Annotated in this window: 18 protein-coding genes, 11 tRNA genes and 2 pseudogenes; 26 read left to right on the top strand and 5 right to left on the bottom strand. The window is 37.1% G+C overall.

Annotated elements, in window-relative coordinates:
- Positions 1-49: 49 nt before the first annotated feature.
- The 4 genes from RGT18_RS03780 to mgtE all read left to right on the top strand — a co-directional run bounded on the left by RGT18_RS03780 (position 50) and on the right by mgtE (position 6554).
- Positions 50-3616, top strand: coding sequence for a SpaA isopeptide-forming pilin-related protein (locus tag RGT18_RS03780; protein WP_028078558.1), 3567 nt, complete (start codon positions 50-52; stop codon positions 3614-3616).
- Positions 3617-3621: 5 nt separating this feature from the next.
- Complete coding sequence (locus RGT18_RS03785; RefSeq protein WP_028078557.1) at positions 3622-4365, top strand: class B sortase; 744 nt, start codon at positions 3622-3624, stop codon at positions 4363-4365.
- Positions 4366-4418: 53 nt separating this feature from the next.
- On the top strand, positions 4419-5096 hold the full coding sequence (locus RGT18_RS03790; protein WP_028078556.1) for a B3/B4 domain-containing protein: 678 nt from the start codon (positions 4419-4421) through the stop codon (positions 5094-5096).
- A 96-nt stretch (positions 5097-5192) separates the two neighbouring features.
- The gene (gene mgtE / locus RGT18_RS03795; RefSeq protein WP_028078555.1) at positions 5193-6554 is read left to right on the top strand and encodes a magnesium transporter; all 1362 of its coding nucleotides are present in this window, start codon (positions 5193-5195) and stop codon (positions 6552-6554) included.
- A gap of 29 nt (positions 6555-6583) precedes the next feature.
- Here mgtE and RGT18_RS03800 read toward each other — a convergent pair whose 3' ends face one another.
- Complete coding sequence (locus RGT18_RS03800) at positions 6584-7606, bottom strand: polyamine aminopropyltransferase (RefSeq protein ID WP_028078554.1); 1023 nt, start codon at positions 7604-7606, stop codon at positions 6584-6586.
- Between the two features lie 98 nt (positions 7607-7704).
- Between RGT18_RS03800 and RGT18_RS03805 the strand changes: the two genes are divergently transcribed.
- The 9 genes and pseudogenes from RGT18_RS03805 (at position 7705) to RGT18_RS03845 (ending at position 10263) form a co-directional block, all read left to right on the top strand.
- Entirely contained in the window at positions 7705-8970 is a 1266-nt protein-coding gene (locus tag RGT18_RS03805) for an ArsB/NhaD family transporter (protein WP_028078553.1), read from the top strand.
- An 86-nt stretch (positions 8971-9056) separates the two neighbouring features.
- A pseudogene (locus RGT18_RS03810) lies at positions 9057-9509 on the top strand (transposase); the annotation flags it as partial.
- A 115-nt stretch (positions 9510-9624) separates the two neighbouring features.
- Positions 9625-9701: transfer RNA gene (locus RGT18_RS03815), tRNA-Arg, on the top strand.
- Between the two features lie 2 nt (positions 9702-9703).
- Positions 9704-9780 (top strand) — tRNA-Pro (locus RGT18_RS03820).
- Positions 9781-9784: 4 nt separating this feature from the next.
- Positions 9785-9861, top strand: a tRNA-Met gene (locus RGT18_RS03825).
- 48 nt (positions 9862-9909) lie between these two features.
- Positions 9910-9983 (top strand) — tRNA-Ile (locus RGT18_RS03830).
- A gap of 7 nt (positions 9984-9990) precedes the next feature.
- Positions 9991-10081 (top strand) — tRNA-Ser (locus RGT18_RS03835).
- A gap of 29 nt (positions 10082-10110) precedes the next feature.
- Positions 10111-10187, top strand: a tRNA-Met gene (locus RGT18_RS03840).
- Between the two features lie 3 nt (positions 10188-10190).
- A tRNA-Phe gene (locus tag RGT18_RS03845) sits at positions 10191-10263 on the top strand.
- A 72-nt stretch (positions 10264-10335) separates the two neighbouring features.
- Here RGT18_RS03845 and RGT18_RS03850 read toward each other — a convergent pair.
- The gene (locus RGT18_RS03850; RefSeq protein WP_028078834.1) at positions 10336-10869 is read right to left on the bottom strand and encodes a hypothetical protein; all 534 of its coding nucleotides are present in this window, start codon (positions 10867-10869) and stop codon (positions 10336-10338) included.
- Positions 10870-11077: 208 nt separating this feature from the next.
- On the opposite strand from RGT18_RS03850, the gene RGT18_RS03855 reads away from it, so the two are divergent.
- From RGT18_RS03855 to RGT18_RS03865, 3 genes are all read left to right on the top strand, one after another.
- Positions 11078-11968 carry a carbohydrate kinase family protein gene (locus RGT18_RS03855; protein WP_028078835.1) on the top strand — a complete coding sequence of 297 codons (891 nt, stop codon included), beginning with the start codon at positions 11078-11080 and terminating at the stop codon, positions 11966-11968.
- The gene (locus RGT18_RS03860) at positions 11968-14244 is read left to right on the top strand and encodes an HAD-IC family P-type ATPase (protein WP_028078836.1); all 2277 of its coding nucleotides are present in this window, start codon (positions 11968-11970) and stop codon (positions 14242-14244) included. Before RGT18_RS03855 ends, RGT18_RS03860 begins: the two co-directional genes overlap by 1 nt.
- A gap of 45 nt (positions 14245-14289) precedes the next feature.
- A tRNA-Leu gene (locus RGT18_RS03865) sits at positions 14290-14371 on the top strand.
- Between the two features lie 128 nt (positions 14372-14499).
- On the opposite strand, the pseudogene RGT18_RS13080 reads toward RGT18_RS03865, so the two are convergent.
- Positions 14500-16193: pseudogene (locus RGT18_RS13080) on the bottom strand (IS1634 family transposase).
- A gap of 161 nt (positions 16194-16354) precedes the next feature.
- Between RGT18_RS13080 and RGT18_RS03880 the strand changes: the two are divergent.
- Both RGT18_RS03880 and RGT18_RS03885 read left to right on the top strand, forming a co-directional pair.
- A tRNA-Leu gene (locus tag RGT18_RS03880) sits at positions 16355-16436 on the top strand.
- A gap of 104 nt (positions 16437-16540) precedes the next feature.
- Positions 16541-17119 (top strand): hypothetical protein, encoded by a 579-nt coding sequence (locus RGT18_RS03885; RefSeq protein ID WP_338175258.1) that lies wholly within the window; start codon positions 16541-16543, stop codon positions 17117-17119.
- A gap of 215 nt (positions 17120-17334) precedes the next feature.
- On the opposite strand, the gene RGT18_RS03890 is transcribed toward RGT18_RS03885, so the two are convergent.
- Entirely contained in the window at positions 17335-18639 is a 1305-nt protein-coding gene (locus tag RGT18_RS03890) for an IS30 family transposase (protein WP_338174720.1), read from the bottom strand.
- 222 nt (positions 18640-18861) lie between these two features.
- Here RGT18_RS03890 and RGT18_RS03895 point away from each other — a divergent pair, with 222 nt between their 5' ends.
- The 8 genes from RGT18_RS03895 (at position 18862) to RGT18_RS03930 (ending at position 24833) form a co-directional block, all read left to right on the top strand.
- On the top strand, positions 18862-19578 hold the full coding sequence (locus tag RGT18_RS03895; protein ID WP_028078530.1) for a DUF554 domain-containing protein: 717 nt from the start codon (positions 18862-18864) through the stop codon (positions 19576-19578).
- A gap of 158 nt (positions 19579-19736) precedes the next feature.
- Positions 19737-20276 carry a helix-turn-helix domain-containing protein gene (locus RGT18_RS03900; RefSeq protein ID WP_028078529.1) on the top strand — a complete coding sequence of 180 codons (540 nt, stop codon included), beginning with the start codon at positions 19737-19739 and terminating at the stop codon, positions 20274-20276.
- Between the two features lie 13 nt (positions 20277-20289).
- Positions 20290-21858: an ABC transporter ATP-binding protein gene (locus RGT18_RS03905; protein ID WP_037404183.1), complete on the top strand. Its 1569-nt coding sequence runs from the start codon at positions 20290-20292 to the stop codon at positions 21856-21858.
- A gap of 6 nt (positions 21859-21864) precedes the next feature.
- Positions 21865-22650 carry an ABC transporter permease gene (locus RGT18_RS03910; RefSeq protein WP_028078527.1) on the top strand — a complete coding sequence of 262 codons (786 nt, stop codon included), beginning with the start codon at positions 21865-21867 and terminating at the stop codon, positions 22648-22650.
- A complete protein-coding gene (locus tag RGT18_RS03915; protein ID WP_006525094.1) occupies positions 22650-23465 on the top strand; it encodes an ABC transporter permease in 816 nt (271 codons plus the stop codon). Before RGT18_RS03910 ends, RGT18_RS03915 begins: the two co-directional genes overlap by 1 nt.
- Positions 23440-24549 (top strand): ABC transporter substrate-binding protein, encoded by a 1110-nt coding sequence (locus tag RGT18_RS03920; protein WP_028078526.1) that lies wholly within the window; start codon positions 23440-23442, stop codon positions 24547-24549. Before RGT18_RS03915 ends, RGT18_RS03920 begins: the two co-directional genes overlap by 26 nt.
- Before the next feature lie 122 nt (positions 24550-24671).
- A tRNA-Cys gene (locus RGT18_RS03925) sits at positions 24672-24745 on the top strand.
- Position 24746: 1 nt separating this feature from the next.
- Positions 24747-24833, top strand: a tRNA-Leu gene (locus RGT18_RS03930).
- Positions 24834-24902: 69 nt separating this feature from the next.
- Here RGT18_RS03930 and RGT18_RS03935 read toward each other — a convergent pair.
- A complete protein-coding gene (locus RGT18_RS03935; protein WP_028078525.1) occupies positions 24903-25253 on the bottom strand; it encodes a hypothetical protein in 351 nt (116 codons plus the stop codon).
- Between the last annotated feature and the right edge of the window lies 1 nt (position 25254).

A 25254-nucleotide genomic window follows, 5' to 3' on the forward strand; every position in this document is an offset into this window, starting at 1 on the left:
GAATGTATCAACTTTTTTTCTATAAATAAGTGAGTAGGGAGGAACTCATATGAAGATAGAAAAGATCAAAAAACAAATTCAAAATTTGATTTTGCGTATCATGTCAGTATTCATGATATTTACACTGATATCACACATGCATGTTCACGCAGAAAGTACAACAATCACTTGTACAAATGTACCTGGTAGACAAGTCTATTATGTGGATGGAGTTGCCTATGATACACCAGAGTCACATTTCTTACGTGCGGATGGAGTACCCGCATATTGTATACAGCCTAAAATACCGGAAATCTATCACCCAATCGGCTATGTAGGTGAAGATCCAGGATGGACAAAGATGTCAGAACTTGACCAAAATATCATGCTTGCATATGCATTTTTTGGTTATGGTTTTGATGGAGAAAGGACAGATGAACGATATTTGGCGGCACAAGATTTGATTTGGGAATATTTAGGTACGACAAATATTACACGTGCGACAATTGATACAACACAAAAGAAAAATGAAATACGATCACTTGTAGAACAACTACATACTATGCCAAATCTTCAGGTTGTAGAGTATAACAATAACGTAAAAGAAGGTAGCTTCTTTACGGGTGAAATTGATGGTAATATTCCTGTTCATGTTATAAATACAAATGGTAATCTTGCAAACTTTGATGTGCTAGTTGAAAATGGAACACTTGTAGATGCGAATGGAGAGTTAGTGTCTACTGTTGTGGGGAATGACTTCTATGTAAAAGTTGCGATGGGACAACAGGCAAAGATTCGCTTTATCAACAAACTTTTATATCGCAATGATGAAGGTGGAGAAAATCAAATTATCTATCGTTCTTCTATTAATCAGGACGTCATCAAGGCAGGAAAACTACATGTGGATAGTGCAGAAATTAACCTGCACGCAGTAGGGACAAGTCTAAACTTAATCAAGCACGATGTAGATACAAACCTTCAAAAACCACAAGGTGCTGCAGAATCTTTTGTGCAAACCAGTTATGAATTATTTGATGAAACAACACAAACTACAGTAGGTATGTTAAACATTGACGAAAGTGGTGTTTCTAATACAATTGACGGACTGTATTACTCACACCAATATAGTGTAAAAGAAATTACAGCACCGAAGGGATATAAACTAGATACCGAAAAGAAAACAGTTCTATTCAATCAATTGCCTAGTTATACAAATCATATTTCACTTGATGTTACGGATGATGTAATCACAGGGAAGTTTCGTATTCATAAATTATTTGTCGATAAACACCAGTCAGCGTTAGCGACAAATGAACAAGGTGCTACATTTACAGCAATCTTACAGAAACATATTGATCGCTTTGGTAGCTTTGAAGAAGCCTATCAGCACTTATCAGAGTTTACACCAAAAGAATATGCAGTGATTACTACAGATGAAGAAGGTATTGCAGAATCTGGTGAACTTGCATATGGAAAATATACAATACGACAAACATCCGCAAAGGATAGTGAAATGGAACTATTAAAGGAGGACTTTGTATTTGAAGTTTCTCGTGAGAATCAACCAGAAGTAAAGTATGAGATTAGCAATATTTCAAAAGAGTATTATGTGCGTCTTGTAAAGAAAGATGCAGAGACTAACGAAATCATTGATTTTCATTCTGTAGGTTTTAAAATCAAAGACGCAGATGGAAACTATGTTGTTCAACGTGTTGGAGAACGTAGTTATGATACATTCCAGACAAGCGCAAAAGAAGATGAGAAATACCCTGAGGGTACATTCTGTGTTGCACAACAGCATGGTACAATTACTACTCCACTAAAACTAGCACCAGGCAGTTATACGATTGAAGAAATCAGTAGCCCTGATGGATTTACAAGAGAGACACAGGAGATTCCCTTCACGTTAAAGCAGGAAAATGTTGTAAATGTAGATGAGGATAATAACCAATATATTACAGTTGAAGTGAGAAATAATCGTATTTATGGAAAACTCGAACTGCAGAAAAAGGTAGAAGAATATCAAAGTGATCGTAATTTGGTAATAGAAAAGAGTTTGGCTGGAATTGTTTTTAGATTGATTGCAGCAGAAGATATCATCGAACCAATCCATGGAAATGTGATATTACCAAAAGGGCAAGTATATACAGAATTCACAACGGATGAAAATGGATATACATCAGTTGAACATATTCCTTTAGGAAAGTATGTTGTACAAGAAGTTCAGACACTTGATGGACTAGTATTAAATGAAACAGCATATCCTGTGGATTTCTTTGCTAAAGATGATGTAACAGCTACGATTCATCACGGGCTTACAATTACAAACGAAATCACAAAAACTGAAATCACAAAGATGATGATTACAGGTAGTCCAGAAACACCTGGTGCGAAACTACGAGTGATTGATGAAGAGAATACGTTGATTGATGAATGGGTATCTGCTTATCAAGTACCACATAAGATTGCAGGCTTAACTTCAGGCAAGAAATATACTCTACATGAGGAGATGACAGTAGATGGATACTATTATGCGGATGATATCACATTTACAGTGAATTCAGATGGAACAGTACTAGCAGTAGAAATGATAGACAAGCCAGTTGAATATCTCATCGAGAAAGTAAATGAAGAAGGCAAAGCAATAAGTGGTGTTCGTTTACAACTAAAGAACCTTTCGACAGGAGAGTTAGTTCCACTTCCTAATGATGGTGTTACAACAGCCGAAGCCTTCCAGCTTAATAACCTGCATGCAGGCCAGCAATATGAATTAGAAGAAGTAGAGATTATTAATGGTGTACATCGTGCATCAATGATTCAGTTTACAGTTCCAAAATACAATCCAACAACATCAGAGCCAATTAAGATTCAAATGATTGATTTAACGGTTGATATTTCCTTTAAAAAAGTAGATGAAGATGGTAAAACAGTTGCGGGAGCTATCCTTGAAATTTATGAAGCAACACAGAATGAAAATCAAGAATATGTACCTGTATTAGATGAAAATCAAAATCCAAAACTAGTTCATCGTTTTGCCACAACTGACGAAGATATTTATGACATTGGACAGTATGTAAAAGGTGGCAGTACCTATATCTTGCATGAAGTAGAAGCACCATTTGGATATGAACTGATGGATCAAGATATTGTCTTTACCGCAACAGGCACAAAGGAAAAACCGCAGCTCATTCAAGCGGTTGATCGTAAGAAGAAAATTTATGTTCGCGTAAAGAAGGTAGATGCGGAAGATTACGATACAGTACTTGAGAATACTGAATTTACGCTCTACCATTCTGATAGCACAATTGCAATGGATATTTATGGCAGAAGTACAGTTGGTCTAACAGATAAGTATGGCTTTGTGGACTTTGCGGTACCATATGCTGCAGAAGGATTGTATATTATGGAAACTGAAGCTCCAAAGGGCTATGAAATCTCTTTTGAAAAGTATGAAATCAAACACCTTTCTGCCCAAAACTTCAATCCAGAGAAACCCATAGAATTAACAGTTGCAGATGAGAAAGAAAAAGACATTCCAACCGGTGTTGGGATTCACTTTGGTGTATGGTTCTGTGTTATTGGTGGAATCATTGGTATTGCATGGACTATTTTTTCAACAAGACGTATACGTAAGTAAGATAGATGTTAGTAAAGATTAAGATCTCTTTGTGTTTACTACTCGTAGTATTCGGTATATGTATCTATGCAAGAAAGTGGAGATTGTTGGAGAATGAACAAGAAAAGATTTTAAATCTTACAGAGAAACTACAACTCCAAAATGTAAAAGATATAATTCGATTTAACACGCATGCATGGAATGATCTGAAGAAACGAAATCCGGATTTTTGGGCATGGATGTATTGGCAAGGAGAGATTGTATCACAACCTGTTGTGATTGATATAGGTGGAAAAGAATATCTCTACCGGAATTTTGATGGAGAACCATCCATGAGTGGTACACCAATGATCTTTGAAACAAAATCAAAAAATAAAATTATTTATGGTCACCATGTTGGTTATGGTACTGAAAATGCAGTGTTTACTAGACTTGCTGAATTAACAGATAAGAAATTATTTTATGAATACCAAATATTTTACTTATGCATGCAAGATAGGATTGAGGAGTACAGAGTATTCTCGATCACCATAAAAAATAAAGAGTTAGATTGGAACTATCAGCAGAAGGAGTTTACTTCTGCTGATAAGTTCTATGAATGGATAGCAGATGCGAAAAGAGTAGCACTTATATACGATACAGATTTAAAGCCGAAATATAACGATGACTTTGTAACAATACAAACCTGTTTAGATGCATACTCTTCGAAAAGAGTTATCCTACTAGCGCTGAAAACCAGAGAATATACAATAGAAGATGATTCATTTTAAAGCGTAGATTTCAGTATGGAAATGGTATAATGCTAGTAATAGTGAGGTACTATATGAAGATAATCTTAGATAAAAGTTTGGAAGCTCTTGGCGTAAAACATGTTGTGATTGGTATCGCTAAAAATGTTGATCCAAACGCAGAACTAACACCAGCATTTTTACAAAAGCAAAAAGAGGTGGAAGAGTGGGCACTACAGTGTAATATTGATGAAGTGATCCAACATCCATTCATTCAGGGCTATATTGAATTGATGCAGAAGTCTGGTAGAAGTATCAAGAAGAACCCGCCAACCATACCAGCATTTATTCGCAATATTCAACACCGTGGCTCTATGCCTCATATCAATAGTATCGTTGATATTTATAATGTTGAGACATTGAAGTCTTTTTTGGCAATCGGTGGTCATGACTTAGATAAGATTCAAGAACCACTCTTGTTTACTGTTAGTCAAAAAGAAGATACATTCCTACCAATCTGTTCAACCCCAAAGCATGTTGCAGAGACAGATTATCTTTATCGTGATAGTCAGGGTATCTTAGCGTGGATGGGCGTTAGAGATGGCGAAAACTATAAGTTTGATGATACTACAAAGAATGCCATCTTCATTATCCAAGGGAATGGCAATACGCCGGTTGAAGATAGGGTAGAAGCGTTACATCGTATTGAACATGACTTAAGAGAATGTATGCCAGCGCTAGAGTTTGAGACGATTATCGTTGATGCAGAATAGATTCTTATATATAAAAATTTATGAAATTTAAAAGTTGAAATGAATTGAATTTCTTGGCATAAAACTATAAAGTTATTATGCTATGGGGGCAAAGAGATGTCTGAAGAAATACTGAAAGAAAATATGAATGAAGAAAGACTGCGTCACATGATTGAAGCTGGTGAAGCCGCAGGACTTTCTGAATATATCAAAGAGAATAATCCGATTGATGTAGCACAAGCTGCTGAATATCTTGATGATGAAGAACTATGGAAAATGTGTAGTATCTTATCTTCAGAGGATATTGCCTCCGTATTAGAGCAAGCAAAAGATGAGCTTCGTGTTCGCTTTACATATGCACTATCTAATAATGAACTTCTTGAAATCTTTAGTAGTATGGCGCAGGATGATATCGTTGATATTATCGGAGATTTAACAATTGGTAGGCGTAAAGCAATTGTGAATATGATGAAGGATAAAGATCGTACAGAAATCACAAATCTGCTGGAATATCCTGCAGATACAGCTGGTGGTATTATGACGACTGCCTACATAGCAATTAAAGAAGATTTGAAGGTCATCGAAGGACTAGAGAAGATTCGTGAGATTGGTCCTAAGATTGAAATTATTGAAATAATCTTCGTTGTAAATGCAAGAGGGCAGTTAATTGGTACTGCGGATTTACGTGATATTTTATCTTCTGATAAAAATATGTTGATAGCTGATATCACAAAGGAAAACTTCATCAGCGTAGGACCAGAGATGGACCAGGAAGAAGTTGCGAAACTTGTATCTAAATACGACTTAAAAGCCATTCCAGTTGTAAATCAACGTATGGCAATTCTTGGTATCATTACTGTCGATGATATTATCGACGTTATTGTCGAAGAGTATAACGAAGATATCTTAGAAATGGGTGGTGTATCCAAGGAAGAAAGCTTAGATACAACACTATTACAATCTATCAAGCTACGTTTGCCTTGGCTATTAATTAACTTAATTACAGCGTTTATGGCATCCTTTACAGTAAAGGTATTTGAAGGTACTATCGCTCAGGTTGTTGCGTTAAGCTCTATCATGACAATTATCTCCGGTATGGGTGGTAATGCTGGTTCTCAAACGCAGTCGATTCTAGTTCGTCAAATTGCGACAGATAAAATTGATTTCAAGAGAGTTTGGAGATCCTTTGTAAAGGAAATCTTCCTTGGAGTTATTGATGGTACAATTAATGGTTTGATTACAGCGATTATTGTAATGATTCTATACCGTAACATATTCCTAGGTGTCATTACAGTTATTGCGATGATTGGTAACTTAGTGGTAGCAGGTATTTTTGGATTCTTAGTGCCTGTTATTTTAGATAAATTTGGTGCTGATCCAGCTGTATCTTCTTCCATCTTTGTAACAACAGCGACAGATGTATTGGGATTCTTTATCTTCCTGGGACTAGCAAATATATTCTTGCCGATGTTAATTTGAATGAAAAAACTGGGTTGATCTAGTGAAGATTAATCCAGTTTTGTTGATAGGATGCGACGAGAAATATTTGTGTCATACATGTATGTTTTTAGCGTTTCTACATCAGAAGCTGTCTCATCAATTTGATTGAAGTAGTAAGCAATCTTTTCAATGTAGGATTGATAGTATGGATTAACTTCCAATTCTTTATTTCGTGCCAGTGATTCAAAGTATAAGAAAATTAATGTCCAAATAACTTCAAGACAAGAGTCTTCAATCCAAAAGTCTGCTTTTTCTTTTGGTAGATAATATTGTTCTAATAGTTCTGTTATGAGTGGCAAGCCATCCTGTGAAGACTGCCAAATGTCTGTATAGATATAATCAAAGTTTGAAAGATAATCTTGATTGAAGTATTCAAACGCATCACCCTCAATTAGATGAATTGGTGTTGTTGTTTCAAATTGAGGAAGAATAAAGTTTCTGAACATTGCAATTACTTCTTTTGAGCGCTCAATAACAGTTACTTCTTCTACATTTGGATTTTGAATCGACATATATAGGAAATAACCGATACCTAAACCAAGGGTAAGCACTTTCCCGTGTGCTCTTTGTGCAGGTATATCGTTGGTGTTTGCTTCACTGGGTGCGTCAAACATCCAATCCATATCATCTTGATAGAGATAGAGAGCATCGAAATTACGGTCCATTGCACGTAACTTCATCCAATCATTTAACTCTCTATTTGGGTCTTTTTGGATCGCATCAGAATTAAATAATTCAAAGCCTGCAATCTTTCTTCTTTCAAAAGTGAAATGTGAATCTTTAATCCAATCTAGATGAATATTTTTGTGGTATGGATTATTCTCCCATTCATCGACAGATAAGAAAAGAGAAGGATAGTTTTTAGAATCTTGGAATTCTGGGATACCAGCCTCTGCGAGCATTTTTATGACTTTCTTTTCGCTTTTCTTCGTAATATGCATTCCTACAAAATTATTCTTTGCATCACTAGTGATATTTGCGAGGCAGCGATCAAGGAACTGATTGATTTCATCGTTTAAAGTAATTTTCATGATTCAATCTTACATGAAACTGCATGATTTTTAAATGCAATAATACTTTGATTTTTGCTTGTTTCTGTTATAATTCACTTACTTGTTTGGAGGACTTTATGGTACTTGCATTAGTATTGTTTGTTGTCATGTATACATTCTTATTGGCACTTCCTGAAAAACGTCCATACGTTGCACTTATTGCGGCAGGGGTATTTATTTTGTTAGGAATTTTACCGTTAGGGAATGTCATTGGCGCTGTTGATTGGAATATTATTCTAATGTTGGCTGGTACGATGATGGTTGTACAGTTATTCATTGAAAGTCAAATGCCTGCATTAATGGCAGAGGGATTATTAAAAGCTGTTCCAAATATTCAATGGGCAGTAGTTGTATTGAGCATTTTCTCTGGAGTTATTTCTGCGTTTGTTGATAATGTTGCGACAGTATTGATGGTTGCACCTGTTGGTTTAGCAGTATCAAAGAAATTAAAGACAAATCCTATTCCAGTATTAATTGCGATAGCAGTTTCTAGTAACCTACAGGGTGCTGCGACTTTAGTAGGGGATACAACAAGTATTCTTCTAGGTGGTTATGCGAACATGAGTTTCAATGATTTCTTTGTATTCATGGGGAAACCTGGTATTGCGTTATCAGTAGAAATTGGTGCTGCAATGACAATTCCAGTATTACTATTCTTGTTTAGAAAATCAAAAGATCCCATTCATGAGGAAATTACTACGAAGGTAACAGACTTTGTACCTTCATTGTTGATGATTGGTGTGATTGCGACACTTATTATCGCTTCCCAGTTTGAAAATAAACCACAACTTACCAATGGCCTAATCTGCATGAGCTATGCATTGATTGGAATCATCTATAGAGCAATCCGTGAAAAGTCAACCGATGTTGTAAAGCGTGCGATTCAAGCGATTGATTTTAATACTTTATTTCTATTAATTGGTTTGTTTATGGTAATTTCAGGTATTACAGAAGCAGGCGTGATTGATGCGATAGCAGAACTCTTTGTAAAACTAGGTGGTAGTTCTGTATTTGTGATGTATACAATGATTGTATTTGTATCGGTAATCATCTCTGCTTTTGTGGATAATATTCCATATGTTGCGACAATGCTACCAGTCGTGCAGGGGATAGCGAACTCGATGGGTGTAGAACCATATGTTCTATACTTTGGATTATTAATTGGTGCAACACTCGGTGGTAACTTAACACCGGTTGGTGCGAGTGCAAATATTGCGGCAATTGGCATTTTGAATAAAGAGGGATATAAAGTTTCTTCTAAAGACTTCTTCCGCATAGGGATTCCGTTTACGCTAATTGCAGTATTTTCCGGTTACATCGTAACTTGGCTTATTTGGGGATAAATCGATAAAATAGACTTCTTCTGAGGGAGAAGTCTATTTTGTAAAATTATTTTCTAACAGTAAACAAAAATGGCCTAGACAAGAAGAGAGGATTATCTAAGAGCCAACTCTGTATCGTTGTGGCAATCGATTGTCACAAAAATACATACGCTGTTATTTGTGGTCATGGAAAGCCATCTGCTTCACGTATCTTTGAAGCGCTAAAGAATCATATCGCTTCCGGATCAACACTAGTACATGATGGCGAAAGAGCACATGACAAGCTGATAAAAGAATTAGATTTGAAAGAAGAATTCTATAAAGCCAATACACACGACAAAGAATATCTAGAGAACATGGCATTGATAAACAATATGTGCTCGTGGTTAAAAAGGTATATCTATCGCTTCATTGGGATGAGAATGACTAATCTACAATCCTATTTAAATTGGTTTGTATATCTGTTTAGAGTAAAAGGTGCAGTAGAACTGTGGCCAAAGATGGATAGAATTTTACGACATTTGATATTATTCAACGGAACATATAAGAGAAATACTTGATTTCATCGCATTTCCATAGGCCATTTTTGTTTACTGTTAGAAATTATTTTATTTTTACCTTGCCAAACAGATATTTTCTTGCTATATTTATATAGCACTAATTTTAATGTGTATTGCGCCGATAGCTCAACTGGATAGAGCATTTGACTACGAATCAAAAGGTTGCGGGTTCGACTCCTGCTCGGCGCGCCATTCGGGATGTAGCACAGCTTGGTAGTGTACTTGATTTGGGATCAAGGGGTCGCAGGTTCGAATCCTGTCATCCCGACCATGATGGCGAGGTAGCTTAGTTGGCTAGAGCAATCGGTTCATACCCGGTAGGTCGTGAGTTCGAGTCTCACTCTCGCTACCATTACTATTTAAGAACGAGATGTAACATGCATCTTGCAAGAAACATCTCGGACCCTTAGCTCAGTTGGTCAGAGCTGTCGGCTCATAACCGACTGGTCGAAGGTTCGAGTCCTTCAGGGTCCACTGAAACGGAGGAATACCCAAGTGGTTGAAGGGTCCGGTCTTGAAAACCGGTAGGTCGAGAAATCGGCGCCTGGGTTCGAATCCCAGTTCCTCCGCCATTTAAATTATGTTCTTCGGAACAACACATCGCGAGGTAGAGCAGCCTGGTAGCTCGTCGGGCCCATAACCCGGAGGTCGTTGGTTCAAATCCTTCCCTCGCAACCATTTGGCTCTGTAGCTCAGTCGGTAGAGCAAAGGACTGAAAATCCTTGTGTCGCCAGTTCGATTCTGGCTGGAGCCACCTGAAAACCTGTAGAAATACAGGTTTTTTCTTCGCTTATGCAGGATGTAATCATTCGATATTCCTATAATCTTATTTCTTCACTTCTGTTTCATACCAACCATCTACGCCTGGATCAATAACCGTTTGTTCTGTATCTACTCTTACAGATCCATATACAGGTGCGTAATAGTCGTATACACCACCATGATGTAAACAGGCTCCTTTTCCTTTCGCGTTACTAGGAGACCAGCTTCCGTCATTGCATTGCGTTTTATAATCTACAATTTGAGTTTCATATGTTGTTACAATTTCGATATGACTTGATTCAGGAATTGCTGGATGATAAATAAATTTAGAATAGACAATACCATCTACCTGACAGTTAGCCGTTATCGTTGTGCCATCACAAGTAGGGACTGGTGTTGGAGTAGGCTTTGGAGTAGGTTTAGGTGTTGGTTTTGGGACTGAAACAGTTGTTGTAGTTTGTGCTACATGTTCTGTATCAACGGATGTTTGGTGTTTGTCTTCATTTTTCGAGCTGCTAGAACAGCCATAAGAAAATAATAAAAATACGGTCAACGTTGCTTTACAAATCTGCTGTACAAAATGATGTGTATGAATCATGTTCCCCTCCGATTTATCACAATGAGTTTAGAATGATATTTTGAAATGATAAAAACTTGCTGTTGTGATGCAATGATTCAATGGTTTAGCACTGTTTATGTAAACGAGATCTTTAAGCAGTGTATGGATGAATTACTACTAATATCATAAAAAGAAATGTGAAAATTGTAAATTTATTTTTGATAGGATATTTTGATATACTAAACATATGAAAAAGATATTAATTATAGGATCGGCACATGTAGACTTTGTTTCGCATGTCGATAAACTTCCGCAAGGAAATGAAGAGTTTAACGTTATAAAACAAGAACAAATTATCAGTGGTACAGGTTTTAAAGCTGCTGATGTATTTCAACATTTTGATTTTCCGTATGAATTATATGCGCCGATTGGTACCGGTATTTATGGCGAAACTGTAGAGGCAGAAATGGTAGCACATAATCTACCAATTAATGTAAGAACGGAGCTAGTAAATGGTTGTACCTATCACATGGTTGATGAAGAAGGGAATCAAACCTATTTTAGTGTGCCTGGCGGTGAATATAACTTCGATATGTCATTTGTACAGACATTAGAGAAAGATGATATCCATGCAGTATTAATCTATGGAGAAATGTTAAGTGAAGAAGGTGTGGTTGATTTATTGAATACTTTAGATGATTTAGAAAAACCTATCTATTTTGTACCAGGTGAATTTGGTGATCAGATGGATGAGGATGTTTTCCGTGCACTTTGTTCATTAAACCCAATACTATTACTATCTGAAACAGATGCATATTATCTCTCTCTTGAAAAGTACCATGATTTCAAACTGACAGCAGAATACTTACATACAATGACTAGTTCAGATGTTTTAATTTTTAAGAATGATGAAGGTGTGTATTGTTATGGAGATGAGAAGTTCTTGTTACCATGCGAGCATGTATCTGATGTCGAATTGCAAGCTGCTGTATTTGTTCTTGCACAATTAGCTGGTGTTGATGTGAAGAACAGTATGGCGTTTATGTGTGACTTTGCTCAAAAGTTAGTACATGATTGGGATGATTTTACCTTTGCAGAAGGTAAGATTAGACTTGCAGAAATTATCGCACAGAAGTAATGTCAAAAAAAGGACTTACAACAAGTGAAATAAACCAGCGTATTCAAGAAAATAAAGTAAATGGTGAATCAAAGAAATTATCAAAGTCGACGATAAATATCATTAAGGAAAATATCTTTACATATTTTAATTTCTTAAATATCGTGCTTTTTGTATTTGTATTTACGACTGGCAAATATCAAAATGCAATGTTTATGGGTGCGGTTATTACAAACGCGCTCATTGGAATCATTCAAGAAATGCGTGCGAAAAAATTATTGGATCAGATACGTATTCTTACAACCACTAAAGTGAACGCTTGCCGTGACGATGCGTGGATAGAAATTTCTGTCGATGAGATTGTGCAAGATGATTTATTAAGCTTACAAGCAGGGATTCAGATACCAATTGATGGAATCGTAGTAGAAGGTAGTCTTGAAGTAAATGAAAGCCTTCTGACGGGTGAATCTGAACCGGTTTATAAAAAAGTTGGGTATACTGTTTATAGTGGGACAATAGTACTAAGTGGAGATGCGGAAGTATCTGTTACTAAAGTAGGGCACGATCGCCAATCCGAAAAGATTATGGAGGGCGCAAAGATATCTGGGTTTCAGAAGAGTGCGCTACAGAAGGATTTACAGAAACTTATCAAGATTGTATCTGTCTTAATTGTTCCTGTCGCATTGATACTTGCGGGAATGCAGATGGGAGTGAAGGAGTTAGGGTATTCAGATATCGTATTAAATACATCAGCCGCAATCATTGGTATGATTCCAGAAGGTTTAGTCGTACTAACGAGTGTTGCCCTAGCCGTTTCTACGATGCGTTTATTAAAATTCAAGGCACTTGTGCAGGAACTGTATTCGATTGAAGGTCTTGCAAGGGTTGATGTGGTATGCCTTGATAAAACAGGTACATTAACACAAGGAGACATGCAGGTTGATCATGTTGAAATTGTCAGTGATATTTCTGAGATGAATCTACGTGCATATATGCAAGCATATTTAGAGATGGAAAAACATCCAAATCCTACTGCGAAAGCTTTGTTGGAGTATTTCAAGAGTGATACAAAAATTCAAGTAGATAGTTTTCAACCGTTTGCGAGTGAACGCAAATATACAAGTGCTTATTTGCATGATATAGGAACACTATATGTTGGTGCATTTGAGTTTATATTTAACAAAGAAGATGCTGTCTATCAAACGTATCATGATACGTTTTCTCAAGGAGAGCTGCGTACGATTGCGATAGCACTTACAAGGGAAGACGACAATAAAGAATTATTAGGCTTGGTATACATCCGTGATGTGATGCGACCAAATGTAAATGAAACATTAACCTATCTTTCTAAACAAGGTGTTACAATCAAAGTTATCTCTGGTGATTATCCAAAGACAGTTTCTTCAATTGCAAGAAAAGCTGGGGTGCCAAATGCAGATAAGTATATCGATTTGTCTGTTGGTGAAATTGATTATGATCAAGTAGTTGAAGAATATACAGTTTTTGGAAGAGTGCTTCCAAAACAAAAGAAAGAACTACTAAAAGCGCTACAGCGTAAACATGTTGTGGCGATGGTAGGGGATGGTGTCAATGACATTCCTGCTTTGCGACAAGCTGATGTCTCTATTGCCATGCTTGCAGGTTCATCGGCTGCGAAAGATATTTCTGATATTGTTTTATTAGAAAATGATTTTAATGTCGTACCTTCTATTGTCTGTGAGGGTAGAAGAGTTATCAATAATATCTCTAGAGCATCTTCAATGTATCTAGTAAAAACGTTATTTTCATTCTTTTTAACGATTTATGTTGCACTATTTCAAACTGTATATCCGTTTGTACCAGTGCATCTAACAATGATAAGCGCAATCTGTGTAGGAATTCCAACCGTATTCCTACAGCTAGAACCTAGCTATGAAAAACTAAATGGTAGATTTTTATTAGATGCATTTTTGCGAGCACTTCCATCCGCAATTACAGTTGTATTGGCTGCAATCTTTACAAAGGTCTATCGGACATCAACAGGGTTGCCTTTGGAAAGTGCGAATGCAATCCTAGTATTTGTGACAGGTGTTATCTATCTGTATACTTTGTATCGCATTTATCAACCAACCACAAAGTATCGTTTGACCATTGTTCTCATCATGAGTTTTCTCTTTGTGATCGTCTATTATTTCACGCAATCTATCTTAGGAATTTCGTTCGGTTTAGAGTTACTTCCAGTTACACTTTTGACAAGTGTGATAGGCGTTGTATTAGTAACTTTATTAGGCTTTTCATTGACAATGCGTTCAAAATAAATTCGTGCAATTTAAGGTGAGCTTGTGTATAATTACTATTGCGATGCGGATATGGTGAAACTGGTAGACACGCTGATTTCAGGTGTCAGTGAGGCGACTCGTGCAGGTTCGAATCCTGTTATCCGCACTTATAGTAGTCCGCCCGTTAATCGGGCTTTTTCTTTTGCATAAACATGCGTCATTTGAAGTGAGATTGTTTATCTTATACAACCTGACTTTAGAGTTAAACATTAAAAAATGGTGTAAAACTACAGATTAGAATCTATAGTTCAACACCTTTTTTAGTTTTGTTGGAGATAAAAAATAATTGTCTAAAGGTAATCCTGTCATGTCTGATAATTCGGTAATGAAGTTGGTGCCTATGGATATGTTTGTATAACTGTCTTCTCCTTCAACGAACTGGAATCCTTTGTAGAATTCATTCAGTTCTGAAGAAGAATATTTGTTTTCCAAGACTTTGAATTGAAATATTCTCTGCAGCAGTACAGTAAGATAACATATTAAGAAATGTCCCTTGATCGTATTCTCAAGCTGTAAATAAACAGGTCTTGCATCTAGGTCTGATTTCATGATTCTGAATGATTCTTCTATCTTCCACAGGTTGTGGTATGTTTCATATATCTGTCTGGCATCCACCTTTGTTTCAGATGTGACAAGCATATTGTAACCGGCCAGTTTCAAGTCATTATCTATCGTTTCCTGATTGATGATGGCCTTTACTTTATCTTCTGTTTCTTCTCCGTTTGAAGTAGATCTGAAAGTGACATATTTTGCGCTTTCCCCATATTCATTTTTCTTTACAAGTGATACGGACAGACCTTTGGCTTTTTCTACAAGCTTGTTTATTTCATATTTGTGTTTTCTTGCCAGTGTCGGATTGTATGTGACGACTCTTTTTTCTTTGATGTTTACTTTTTTCTTTTTCCGCTTTCATCTGTATATGTGTATGGAAATTCATCGATGCATTCTTTACAGTAATAAATGATCTTGCCATTTCTGTCCTTGATTGCTTTGTAGTCATTAGGTAGTAGAACCCATACCTTTTCTGTTTCAGGCAGCTGCTTGACTGATTTGGAAAAGAGATATCCATCGCCGTTTGCCAAAGCTGAAAGTATATTCTCTGAACAGTTCAGTCCCTTGTCAGCTACCCGTATCGTTTTTCCGTGTACTTCATGTCTTTCCTTCAAGTCTTTCAGTACATCTTTCAATACAGGCTTTTCTGATTCATTTCCAGGATACAGCTTCATACCAACAGGAATTTGATTCGCATCCAGCAGTAAGCCCAGCCCAATGACAGGAGCTTTCCTGTTTTCTTTGCTTGGACCCTTTCTTCTGAAGTCATCTTCTCTGTCAATTTCAAAATAGAAGTTTGTACAGTCAAAATAGGTGATAGCAGTATCTATGGAATATTTGTCTTGGACTCTCGAAGTGAACAGTTCAACAATTTTCTCATAGTCATTTCCATAAAATGCCAGGGCACTCAATAGTTGATCGTAGTTGAATGCATAAGGAATATGAAGCTGAGGAAGGATTTCATAATATGTTTTGTATTTACTGCAGGGAGAAACACAACGAGCATATATAAGAAGAGAAAGAACTTCATAAAGTTCAAATTCAAAATCGGTAGTGAATTTATACAGATCAATAAACTTCTTGATATCAAGATCTTCAAGAATGGATTTCAAAGGGAAATAGCCAAGATATCTTCTTGGAGAAACGGAAGTAATTTTCTTGATCTTATCTTGCTTGTTATACAGATTCATTTTTTCTACTTCATCTTTGTAGAAAGCAACAGGATCATCAATACCGGCAGCTTTCAGTTTAGAAACAGAACCAAGAGACCTGATACAACGATGTTTGGTACCTTTGGTAGCAGGAGAATAAAAAGATTCATAAACAGCGAGATACGTATTGTTTTGTTGTTTAGCAACCTTAAGGAAATAAGCCATAAAACACCCTCCTATATAATACACCATTACACCATTAAAAGGAATAGATAAAAATGAATTTGTCAAGTTTTTGAACAATAAGAAAAGCCCATCAATACTGGACTTGAATTACTTTATTAAAAATGTGCTCCTAAAGATTAATGGTGCTAACTTCTAAAGACGGGGATATGGTGAAACTGGTAGACACGCTGATTTCAGGTGTCAGTGAGGCGACTCGTGCAGGTTCGAATCCTGTTATCCGCACTTATAGTAGTCCGCCCGTTAATCGGGCTTTTTCTTTTGCATAAACATGCGTCATTTGAAGTGAGATTGTTTATCTTATACAATGTACGCATGAGGTGATATACATGAAAATCATAAAGAATGAAGAAATCAATGAGGACTTGTTTTCACAGATGATTCGTTTGGACCATGCGGTATGGCCATCAGATGATGAAAGTTACTTACCAGCTTCCTATTTACGTCGATTGTATGAAGGCTCAAAGGATGGATTGTTTTTTGCGGTAGATGATGAAGATCATTTGATTGGTTATCAAACATTAATTTTTGTGGATAAGGATAATTTTCAGAAATACTATGAGACTGGTGATTTCACGATTTTAAAAAATATTGGTATGAAGAAGGGGAATAATATCTTATATATCTATACCGCCAATATCAAAGAAGAATACCAAGGTGGTGGTTGTATGAAAAAGATTGGAAAGGCAATAGCCTCTTGGCTAGTAGAGCAGGAAGAAAAGGGTTATCGTGTATCGGTTGCCTATGCGGAGGCGGTTACATCAGCAGGTGTAAAGACAGTCACTGGTGGATATGAGATGGAGCCAATGGAAGATGTAGATGAAACAGGTCTTGGCCATTACATTTTGAAGGATGGAATGAAAGCATATTGTAAGAAGATGCTAGAAGAAAGGCTCAATTTTCAGTGAAAGCTCCCTTTTAACGAAAGTGCCCTTTATTGAAGTGAACCCAATTAGGGCGCTTTTCCATTTACAGGTTTTGAATTTATATATTTTAAGCTATAATCTAAATAGATATTGGGCATTTTGACCGCACGAAAAGTATACTTTCAAATGAAATTTTTTTGAATTTCTCTTGAAAGCTCCCTTTGAATATAAAGAGATGGTGCTGTTAGGGTCTGATGCTAATGGAGGATAGGTGTTAGATCAACTGCCTTGGGTGAAATGGGATGAAGGCGGTTTAGTTCTAACACCTTTTCGTTTAGTACTAGTTTGGCAATGCTGTAGGGTGATTGGTAATTTAACTTCCTGCGTACATAATTATTTACCTGATTTGATACGAAATTGATGTCGTATTTTGTAAGGCTGTTCATACTGCATCCTTTTGGAATCTTCTCTCTGAAGTGCTCGTGGTTCTTTTCACATTTGCCTTTGTCATCAGAACGTCTAGGCCTTGCGAAATAGATACTGATGAGTTTTTCTCCCGTTTCAGGGTCTGTCTCAAGCGATAGTGGATCATGGAACTCAGTGCCATTATCGGTGAGTATGATAGTGAACGTATCTTTGAATAAGTCGATGCCTAAGAAACTTTTGATAGTATCAAATAGATACGTTACCTCAAACATATTCTTGTGTCGTAAGAGAAAATATAATTGAAGATTGGAACGTCTGTGTAACAGGCTCAGTACACACTTCTCATCGCTCCCTTTCTTCCCGATGATCGTATCCATTTCCCATACGTTTACATCTGGTCCTGCTGTTTCTAGGGCTGCTAGGAAGTCCTCGTATTTGCGTCCTTCGAGGAAATCGTAGTCAATCGATATAGGATGATGCCTTGAAGAACTGCGTTGCGTGTAGCGTACCTGACGTTTTAGGTCGATGTTTGAAATCCCGGGAATCTGGTGCTCACGAATGTATCTATATGCAGTAGAGGCGGATATATTCAGGTCGTTAGTATGGATAATCGTATCGATGGATTGCTTTTTAGGAATATTATTTTGAAATGCCTCCACGATAGATTTCATTTCTGCTTCGCTCTTGCGAGGTCCGGACCTCCATTCTAATTTGTCTTGCGTATATTTATCCTGTGCTATTCGTGCGATGTAGAAGTACTTGGGAAGATGACATTTATGTATGTCAGGACAACCTGAACAGACATAAGGGAATCGCTCTATTCTCTCGCAAACGGGATATGAGACGAAGTCATCACATAGCTCGTTGCAGTCCTTATGCTTACAAGACTTACAATCACCGCTTATGCAATATGTGCATAAGCGATGTTTCTTACAAGAATCTTGACGTCCACATTTGTTCGTCTTATTCGAGTGGACACGTACGACCCTGTGTGCTTTGATTTCTTCACGTACGCATTTCGGTGAATGATTGATAGAGAGTGCTATCTGTTTGAGTTTGATGTCGGAATGATTCAATAGAACTTCTATAGATTTACGTTCTTCTAAAGATAGATGTTTATAACCGCTGGCAACCATATGATTGCCTCCTTTCTTGAACTGCCAGCACCATCTCTAAAGACATCATATTAAAAAAGGGAACCTTCACCAATAATAAAATCAAAAGAGGAACTTTCAAAAATAATTGAGGTGCTAGAAGAAAGTGATTAGATAATTATGGTTTTGTTGTTTTGATATTTACAGTGTATATTTATAAGCCTAGAATAGTACTGGTGAGCTTTTAAATCGAAGAGGGAAAATATGCGAGGACTCGGAACGATTATTAATATCATTTTAATTGTGCTAGCCGGTACATTTGGCTGCTCTTTTAGTTCTAAAATGAAAGAAAAGATGCAGGAAACTCTATTTCTAGTCACGGGTGTTGCGGTTATTTTTATTGGTATTGCAGGTGCGATGGAACAGATGCTGTGTATTGAAAATGGTAGATTATCGCCACGCAATATCATGATGGTAATCTGTTGTTTGGCAATTGGTGCTATAGTTGGCGAGCATTTTGACTTAGATGGAAAAATCAATCAGTTCGCAGACTATGTGAAAAAGAAAAGTAATAATGGAAACGATACAAAGTTTGTGGTGGCTTTTGTCAATACAAGTTGTGTCGTATGTATTGGGGCGATGGCAGTCATTGGTGCAATCAAAGATGGAGTGAATGGAGATATTACTGTACTAGCAGCCAAGGGTGTGATTGATTTTATCTTAGTCAGTGTAATGAGTGCCTCTCTTGGTAAGGGGTGTATGTTCTCGGCAATACCAGTCGCAATTTTTCAAGGTAGTATTACCGTGCTTGCGATGATGTTAAATTCTGTTGTGTCACCTGTTGCGTTAGATAATTTATCCTGTGTTGGATCTATCTTGATTTTCTGTGTTGGAATCAATATGGTATTTGACTGTAAGATACGGGTCGCCAATATTTTACCGGCAGTTGTCATTGCGGTTCTATGGGGTATGGTATTTTAAAAAAGTCGAAAGACTTTTTTATTTTTCCTAAAGTTTATAATCTCTAAACAAAAAGTTTAAAAAACCATTGATTTTCATCTTGAATTTCATATAATTATTATTGTTTTGTTACTGTTAATAAATTGTTTAGTAAAACTAAACAAACAAGGAGGATTATGATAGATATCGGACATCGCATTAAGCAACTACGAATCAAGAATGATCTAACGCTGGAAGAATTAGCCTCAAGAACAGAACTTACGAAGGGCTTTTTGTCACAGTTAGAGCGTAACTTAACATCGCCATCCATTCAGACACTAGCAGATATTGCGGAAGCTCTTGGGGTTGATATGTCACGCTTTTTTGCAGAAGAGCATGAAGAAAAGATTGTCTTTACGCCAGAGGATGTGTTCATTGATGAACAGGATGGTGTGACAACACATTGGATTGTTCCAAATGCACAGAAGAATAATATGGAACCAATCATCCTACAACTTCAACCTGGTGCTCGTTCAAAACAAATTGAACCGCATCAAGGAGAAGAGTTTGGATATGTATTAAGTGGACGTATTTATCTCGTAAGAGAGGGATACAAAAAAGGCGCTGTGGTAAGACGAGGGGATACATTCTATATCCGTGGGGACGTAGCGCACTATTTAGAAAATCGTGGTAAACAATCAGCAGAAGTGCTTTGGATTAGCACGCCACCAGAATTTTAGAGGGAGAATAGACATGGCAAAGAAATTGATTGAAGTAAAAAATGTTGTAAAAACTTTTGACAACCAAGTCGTATTAAAGGGAATCTCATTAGATATTTATGAAAATGAGTTCGTAACGCTACTTGGACCGTCTGGTTGTGGTAAGACAACGCTCTTACGTATTATCGCGGGCTTTATTGAACCAACAGAAGGTCATGTCATCATGGATGGTGAGGATATCGCTCGCATTCCTGCATACAAGCGTGATGTAAATACAGTGTTCCAACATTATGCATTGTTCCCACACTTAGATGTATATGATAATATTGCGTTTGGTTTAAAGATTAAGAAGCAGCCAAAGGATATCATCGACCAGAAAGTACGTCGTATGATTTCTCTTGTGGGTCTAGAAGGATTTGAACACCGTGATGTTACAATGATGTCAGGTGGACAACAACAGCGTGTAGCGATTGCGCGTGCGCTTGTAAATGAACCAAAGGTTCTATTATTAGATGAATCCTTGAGTGCGTTAGATAAGAATCTACGTAAGGAAATGCAGCTTGAATTAAAGGAAATTCAGCGTGAGGTAGGTATTACATTTATTTTTGTTACACACGATCAAGAAGAAGCTCTAACGATGTCTGACAAGATTGTTATCTTAAAGGATGGTGTCATCGAGCAGGTTGGTTCACCAACAGAAGTTTACAACGAACCAATTAATCAATACTGTGCACGTTTCATCGGTGACTCGAATATTATTGATGGTGTAATGAAGAAGGATAATCTTGTTAACTTTGATGATGTAGATTACAAGTGTGTAGACTATGGCTTTAGTGAGAATGAACCAGTCGATATTGTAATTCGTCCTGAGGATATCGATATCGTTGCTAGAAACCGTGGCTTGTTAAATGGTGAAGTAAAGTCTGTATTATTTAAGGGTGTTCACTATGAAGTGATTGTAGAAACATCATCTGGTACATCCAAGACTGTTACCATGCACGTAACTGGAGAACATGATGTTATCAATAAAGAAGCGAAGGAACGTATTAGTGCATCTTCCTTTACGATGGACCTTGAAGACGTTGATCAATTAACAGACTCTGAAGTTATCGCTCGTGCAAATGCGCAAGCATGGACAGATGAGGGTGAGGATGTTTCCTTAACACATGTAGAATATGATGTGAAGAAGGAAATTGGCACATATTCATGTACATTCGGTACAGGTGCAGGCACAAAGATTACGGTTAAGATCAATGTAGTAAAACCAACAGCGGTCGAAGATGTAGATAATGAAGAAGGTATCCAGGCGTTCGATTTCTATCGTACAGTTGATGAAATCAAGGAATCTGTAGCGCTAGATACAGACTTAATTCGTTGGGCTGATGCATATGCCTGGAATATTGAAGATGATTCTCGTGTTGAAATCTGGGATGTGAAGTATGACTTTGATGATGAAAACATCACAGAAGGTGATTACCAGATTACATTCTCTACACAGGGTCGTGAGTTAAAGATTGAAACAACAGATAAGATTGAAGCGGGTGAAAGAATTGGATTAAAGTGGAATCCTGAAGATATCCACGTTATGAGAAAGATGGGTTAATGTGCGATGAAGTCATTTAATAAATTAATCTATCCGTATTTTGTATGGATGATGATTATGATTGTCATACCGATGTTTATGATTGTCATGTATGCAATGACAGTAAAAGGTAATTCTGTTTTAACACTTCAATTTACATTCGATAACTTCACACGTTTCTTCAATGATACGATTTTCCCTAGTGTTTTATGGTGTAGCTTAAAGATGGCTTTCGTTACGACGGCAATTTGTATTCTTGTAGGCTATCCAACTGCATATATCATGGCAAAGTTAAAGAGCGGTTCACAAGCGATTATAGTGTTACTCATTACACTACCTATGTGGATTAACATGCTTGTACGTACGTATGCATGGAAGGGTATTTTAGGCTGGTTGGGCTTCAGTAGTGAAATCAGAGTATATATCGGTATGGTATACAACTTCTTACCATTTATGATTCTACAGATTTATACGGCTCTTTCTAAGATTGATAAGAATTTATTGATTGCCGCAAGCGACTTAGGTGCGGATAATAAGCAGACATTCTTGCGTGTTACATTACCGCTTTCTTTAAGTGGTGTTGTAAGTGGTATTACTTTGGTATTCTTGCCAGCAGTATCAAGCTTTTTCATTCCTAAGCTACTTGGCGGTGGTCAGTACGTATTGATTGGTAACTTGATTGAAGATTACTTCATCAAGACTGGTGACTGGAACTTTGGCTCTGCAATCAGTTTGATTATGGCAATCATCATCTTGATTTCGATGTATATCACAAAGAAATTAGATAAAGAACCAGCAGAGGAGGCAGACTAATGGAAAAGAAAAATTCTATTTTTGGGAAGTTATATCTTGCCCTCATCATGGCATTCTTCTACTTGCCAATTCTCTATGTAGTATTCTTTAGTTTTAACCGTTCTAAATCACTGACTCGCTTTACTGGTTTCTCATTACGTTGGTATGAGAATATGTTCAATAATCGTTCTATCTTAGAGGCAATCTATTACACGGTTTTGTGTGCGGTACTTGCGACATTGATCTCTACACTCATTGGAACAATCACAGCAATTGGTCTTTCCAAATCTAAGCGTATTACACGTGAGTTATTCCAACAGGTAAATAACTTGCCAATGTTAAACCCAGAAATCGTTACTGCGATTGGCTTAATGTTGTTCTTTACATCATTAAGAATTCAAACTGGATTTACTACGATGTTATTAGCACATATTGCTTTCTGTACACCATATGTAATCCTATCAGTATTACCGCGTTTACGTCGTATTGATAAGAACATGGCAGAGGCTGCGTTAGACTTAGGCTGTACACCATGGCAAGCGATGTGGAAGGTTATCATCCCACAGATTAAGGGTGGTATTATTGCGGGTGCACTTGTGGCATTCTCAATGTCCTTCGATGACTTTGTTATATCCATGTTTACGACAGGACCTGGTGTCTCCAATATCTCTATCTATGTATATGCAAACGTAAAACGTGTTAACCCAACAATTAATGCGTTAAGTGCGATTATTGTTTATGTCATCACAGTTGTACTCATTGTTGTAAATGTTGTACCTATGATCAATGAAAGAAGAAAGGCAAAGTTAAATGCGCAAATTACAGAATCTAACTAAATTAGTATTATGCGCTGCACTTGTAGCTCCACTTGTTGGTTGTGGTGGAGATGACGAAAGTGCAGTAAAGCAAGTTGGCGACGCAAAAGAAATGTTTGGCTGTAACGTTATCAATGTATTCAACGCTGGAGAATATATCGGTGATCGAGTGATTTCCGACTTTGAAACAATGTATAATGCAAAAGTTAACTACGATCTATTTGAATCTAATGAGATGATGTATACAAAGTTACTTGGTGGCTCATCCTATGATGTGCTTGTGCCTAGTGACTATATGATCGAACAGTTACTAGCTGAGAAGATGTTACAACCACTGGATAAAAAATCTTATGAAAATCTTGGCTTACTCAATCCATCTGTTGTAGAGTCCCAAAAGGGATTTGACCCAACTCTTGAATATTCTGTACCATATTTCTGGGGCAATGTTGGTCTTGTTTACAATAAAACAACAGTTGATGAAAAGGATATTGAAGAGGAAGGTTGGAACATTCTCAAAGATCCTAAGTATAAGGGGAGAATCTTCTTCTACGATTCACAGCGTGATGGCTTCATGATTGCGTTCAAGGCACTTGGTTATTCCATGAATACAAATGACCCGAAGGAAATTCAGGAAGCGTATGAATGGCTATCAGAGATGAATGCAACGATGGAACCTGCATATGTTACAGATGAAGTCATCGATGGCATGATAAACGCGGAAAAAGATATCGCTGTAATGTATTCGGGAGATGCTACAAACGTTCTTACAGAAAATATGGATATGAGCTGGGTAGCCCCTAAACAAGGCACAAACATTTGGATTGACGCAATGGTTATTCCAAAGAACAGTAACTGTCCAGGACTTGCCAATAAGTTTATTGATTACATCATCAGTGAAAGTGTTCAGACACAGAACTCAGAGTGGGTTGGATATACACCAGTTGATTTAAGTGTTCAAGAAGAACTTGCAGGACCAGATGGTGAATTCTTTGAAAATCCAGCATACGTTCCACGTACAGGATATAAATTAGATGAAACATTCCATTTCGATGAGCAGCTCAAGGCAAAACTCTCTGACTTGTGGAATAAGGTCAAAGTACAGTAATCGCTCACTTTCAAAAAATTACAAAAAATATCTGTAAACTAGAAATAAAAAGTGATATACTTCTATTGCATTCAGTGAATGCTTTCAGTATAATAATAAAGCGCTGTAATTTTACAGGGCTTGGTTCCTTAGCCAAGTGGTAAGGCAGCAGACTGCAACTCTGCGAGCGCCGGTCCGACTCCGGCAGGAACCTCCACGGAGATGTGGCGGAATCGGCAGACGCAACGGACTTAAAATCCGTTGTCTGAAAGGACGTATGGGTTCAAGTCCCATCATCTCCACCATCAAAAAATGCTTACTTCGGTAAGTTTTTTTATGTGTATACGATGCTAAAAGAAAAGTGATGGTGTCCATCACATAAAACGAGGTAATACGATACAGAGAAGAATTAGTACAATACTTGCGAATAGTGGGGTATTGTGACGTTGACTTCTTTCTAAGAGGATGCGCTGGCGATAATCTGCATAGGTTGGATCTAAGTCCTTACTTCTTTGGAATTCAAGAGAGGAGAAATCACCCTTGAGCCACGCTTGTCTAAATGTTCCGACAAAGAATAGAACGGCTGTTAAAATTCCGAGACTGTTTAAAAAGCCAAAACGAAATGGTTGTATGACGATGCCAACAATCACAGAAAGCAGTATCACAATTCCAACATAAATCCATACTTTGATATCCCTAAATGGGAGAATTAATTTTTTTAACATG

This window comes from Solobacterium moorei (assembly GCF_036323475.1).
GTDB lineage: Bacteria > Bacillota_I > Bacilli_A > Erysipelotrichales > Erysipelotrichaceae > Bulleidia > Bulleidia moorei.

What these genes read in the sequence shown, in the direction of transcription:
- RGT18_RS03780 (WP_028078558.1), top strand. Translation starts at nt 50, where the DNA reads ATGAAGATAGAAAAGATCAAAAAACAAATTCAAAATTTGATTTTGCGT.
- RGT18_RS03785 (WP_028078557.1), top strand. Translation starts at nt 3,622, where the DNA reads ATGTTAGTAAAGATTAAGATCTCTTTGTGTTTACTACTCGTAGTATTC.
- RGT18_RS03790 (WP_028078556.1), top strand. Translation starts at nt 4,419, where the DNA reads ATGAAGATAATCTTAGATAAAAGTTTGGAAGCTCTTGGCGTAAAACAT.
- mgtE (WP_028078555.1), top strand. Translation starts at nt 5,193, where the DNA reads ATGTCTGAAGAAATACTGAAAGAAAATATGAATGAAGAAAGACTGCGT.
- RGT18_RS03800 (WP_028078554.1), bottom strand. Translation starts at nt 7,606, where the DNA reads ATGAAAATTACTTTAAACGATGAAATCAATCAGTTCCTTGATCGCTGC.
- RGT18_RS03805 (WP_028078553.1), top strand. Translation starts at nt 7,705, where the DNA reads ATGGTACTTGCATTAGTATTGTTTGTTGTCATGTATACATTCTTATTG.
- RGT18_RS03850 (WP_028078834.1), bottom strand. Translation starts at nt 10,869, where the DNA reads ATGATTCATACACATCATTTTGTACAGCAGATTTGTAAAGCAACGTTG.
- RGT18_RS03855 (WP_028078835.1), top strand. Translation starts at nt 11,078, where the DNA reads ATGAAAAAGATATTAATTATAGGATCGGCACATGTAGACTTTGTTTCG.
- RGT18_RS03860 (WP_028078836.1), top strand. Translation starts at nt 11,968, where the DNA reads ATGTCAAAAAAAGGACTTACAACAAGTGAAATAAACCAGCGTATTCAA.
- RGT18_RS03885 (WP_338175258.1), top strand. Translation starts at nt 16,541, where the DNA reads ATGAAAATCATAAAGAATGAAGAAATCAATGAGGACTTGTTTTCACAG.
- RGT18_RS03890 (WP_338174720.1), bottom strand. Translation starts at nt 18,639, where the DNA reads ATGGTTGCCAGCGGTTATAAACATCTATCTTTAGAAGAACGTAAATCT.
- RGT18_RS03895 (WP_028078530.1), top strand. Translation starts at nt 18,862, where the DNA reads ATGCGAGGACTCGGAACGATTATTAATATCATTTTAATTGTGCTAGCC.
- RGT18_RS03905 (WP_037404183.1), top strand. Translation starts at nt 20,290, where the DNA reads ATGGCAAAGAAATTGATTGAAGTAAAAAATGTTGTAAAAACTTTTGAC.
- RGT18_RS03910 (WP_028078527.1), top strand. Translation starts at nt 21,865, where the DNA reads ATGAAGTCATTTAATAAATTAATCTATCCGTATTTTGTATGGATGATG.
- RGT18_RS03915 (WP_006525094.1), top strand. Translation starts at nt 22,650, where the DNA reads ATGGAAAAGAAAAATTCTATTTTTGGGAAGTTATATCTTGCCCTCATC.
- RGT18_RS03920 (WP_028078526.1), top strand. Translation starts at nt 23,440, where the DNA reads ATGCGCAAATTACAGAATCTAACTAAATTAGTATTATGCGCTGCACTT.
- RGT18_RS03935 (WP_028078525.1), bottom strand. Translation starts at nt 25,253, where the DNA reads ATGTTAAAAAAATTAATTCTCCCATTTAGGGATATCAAAGTATGGATT.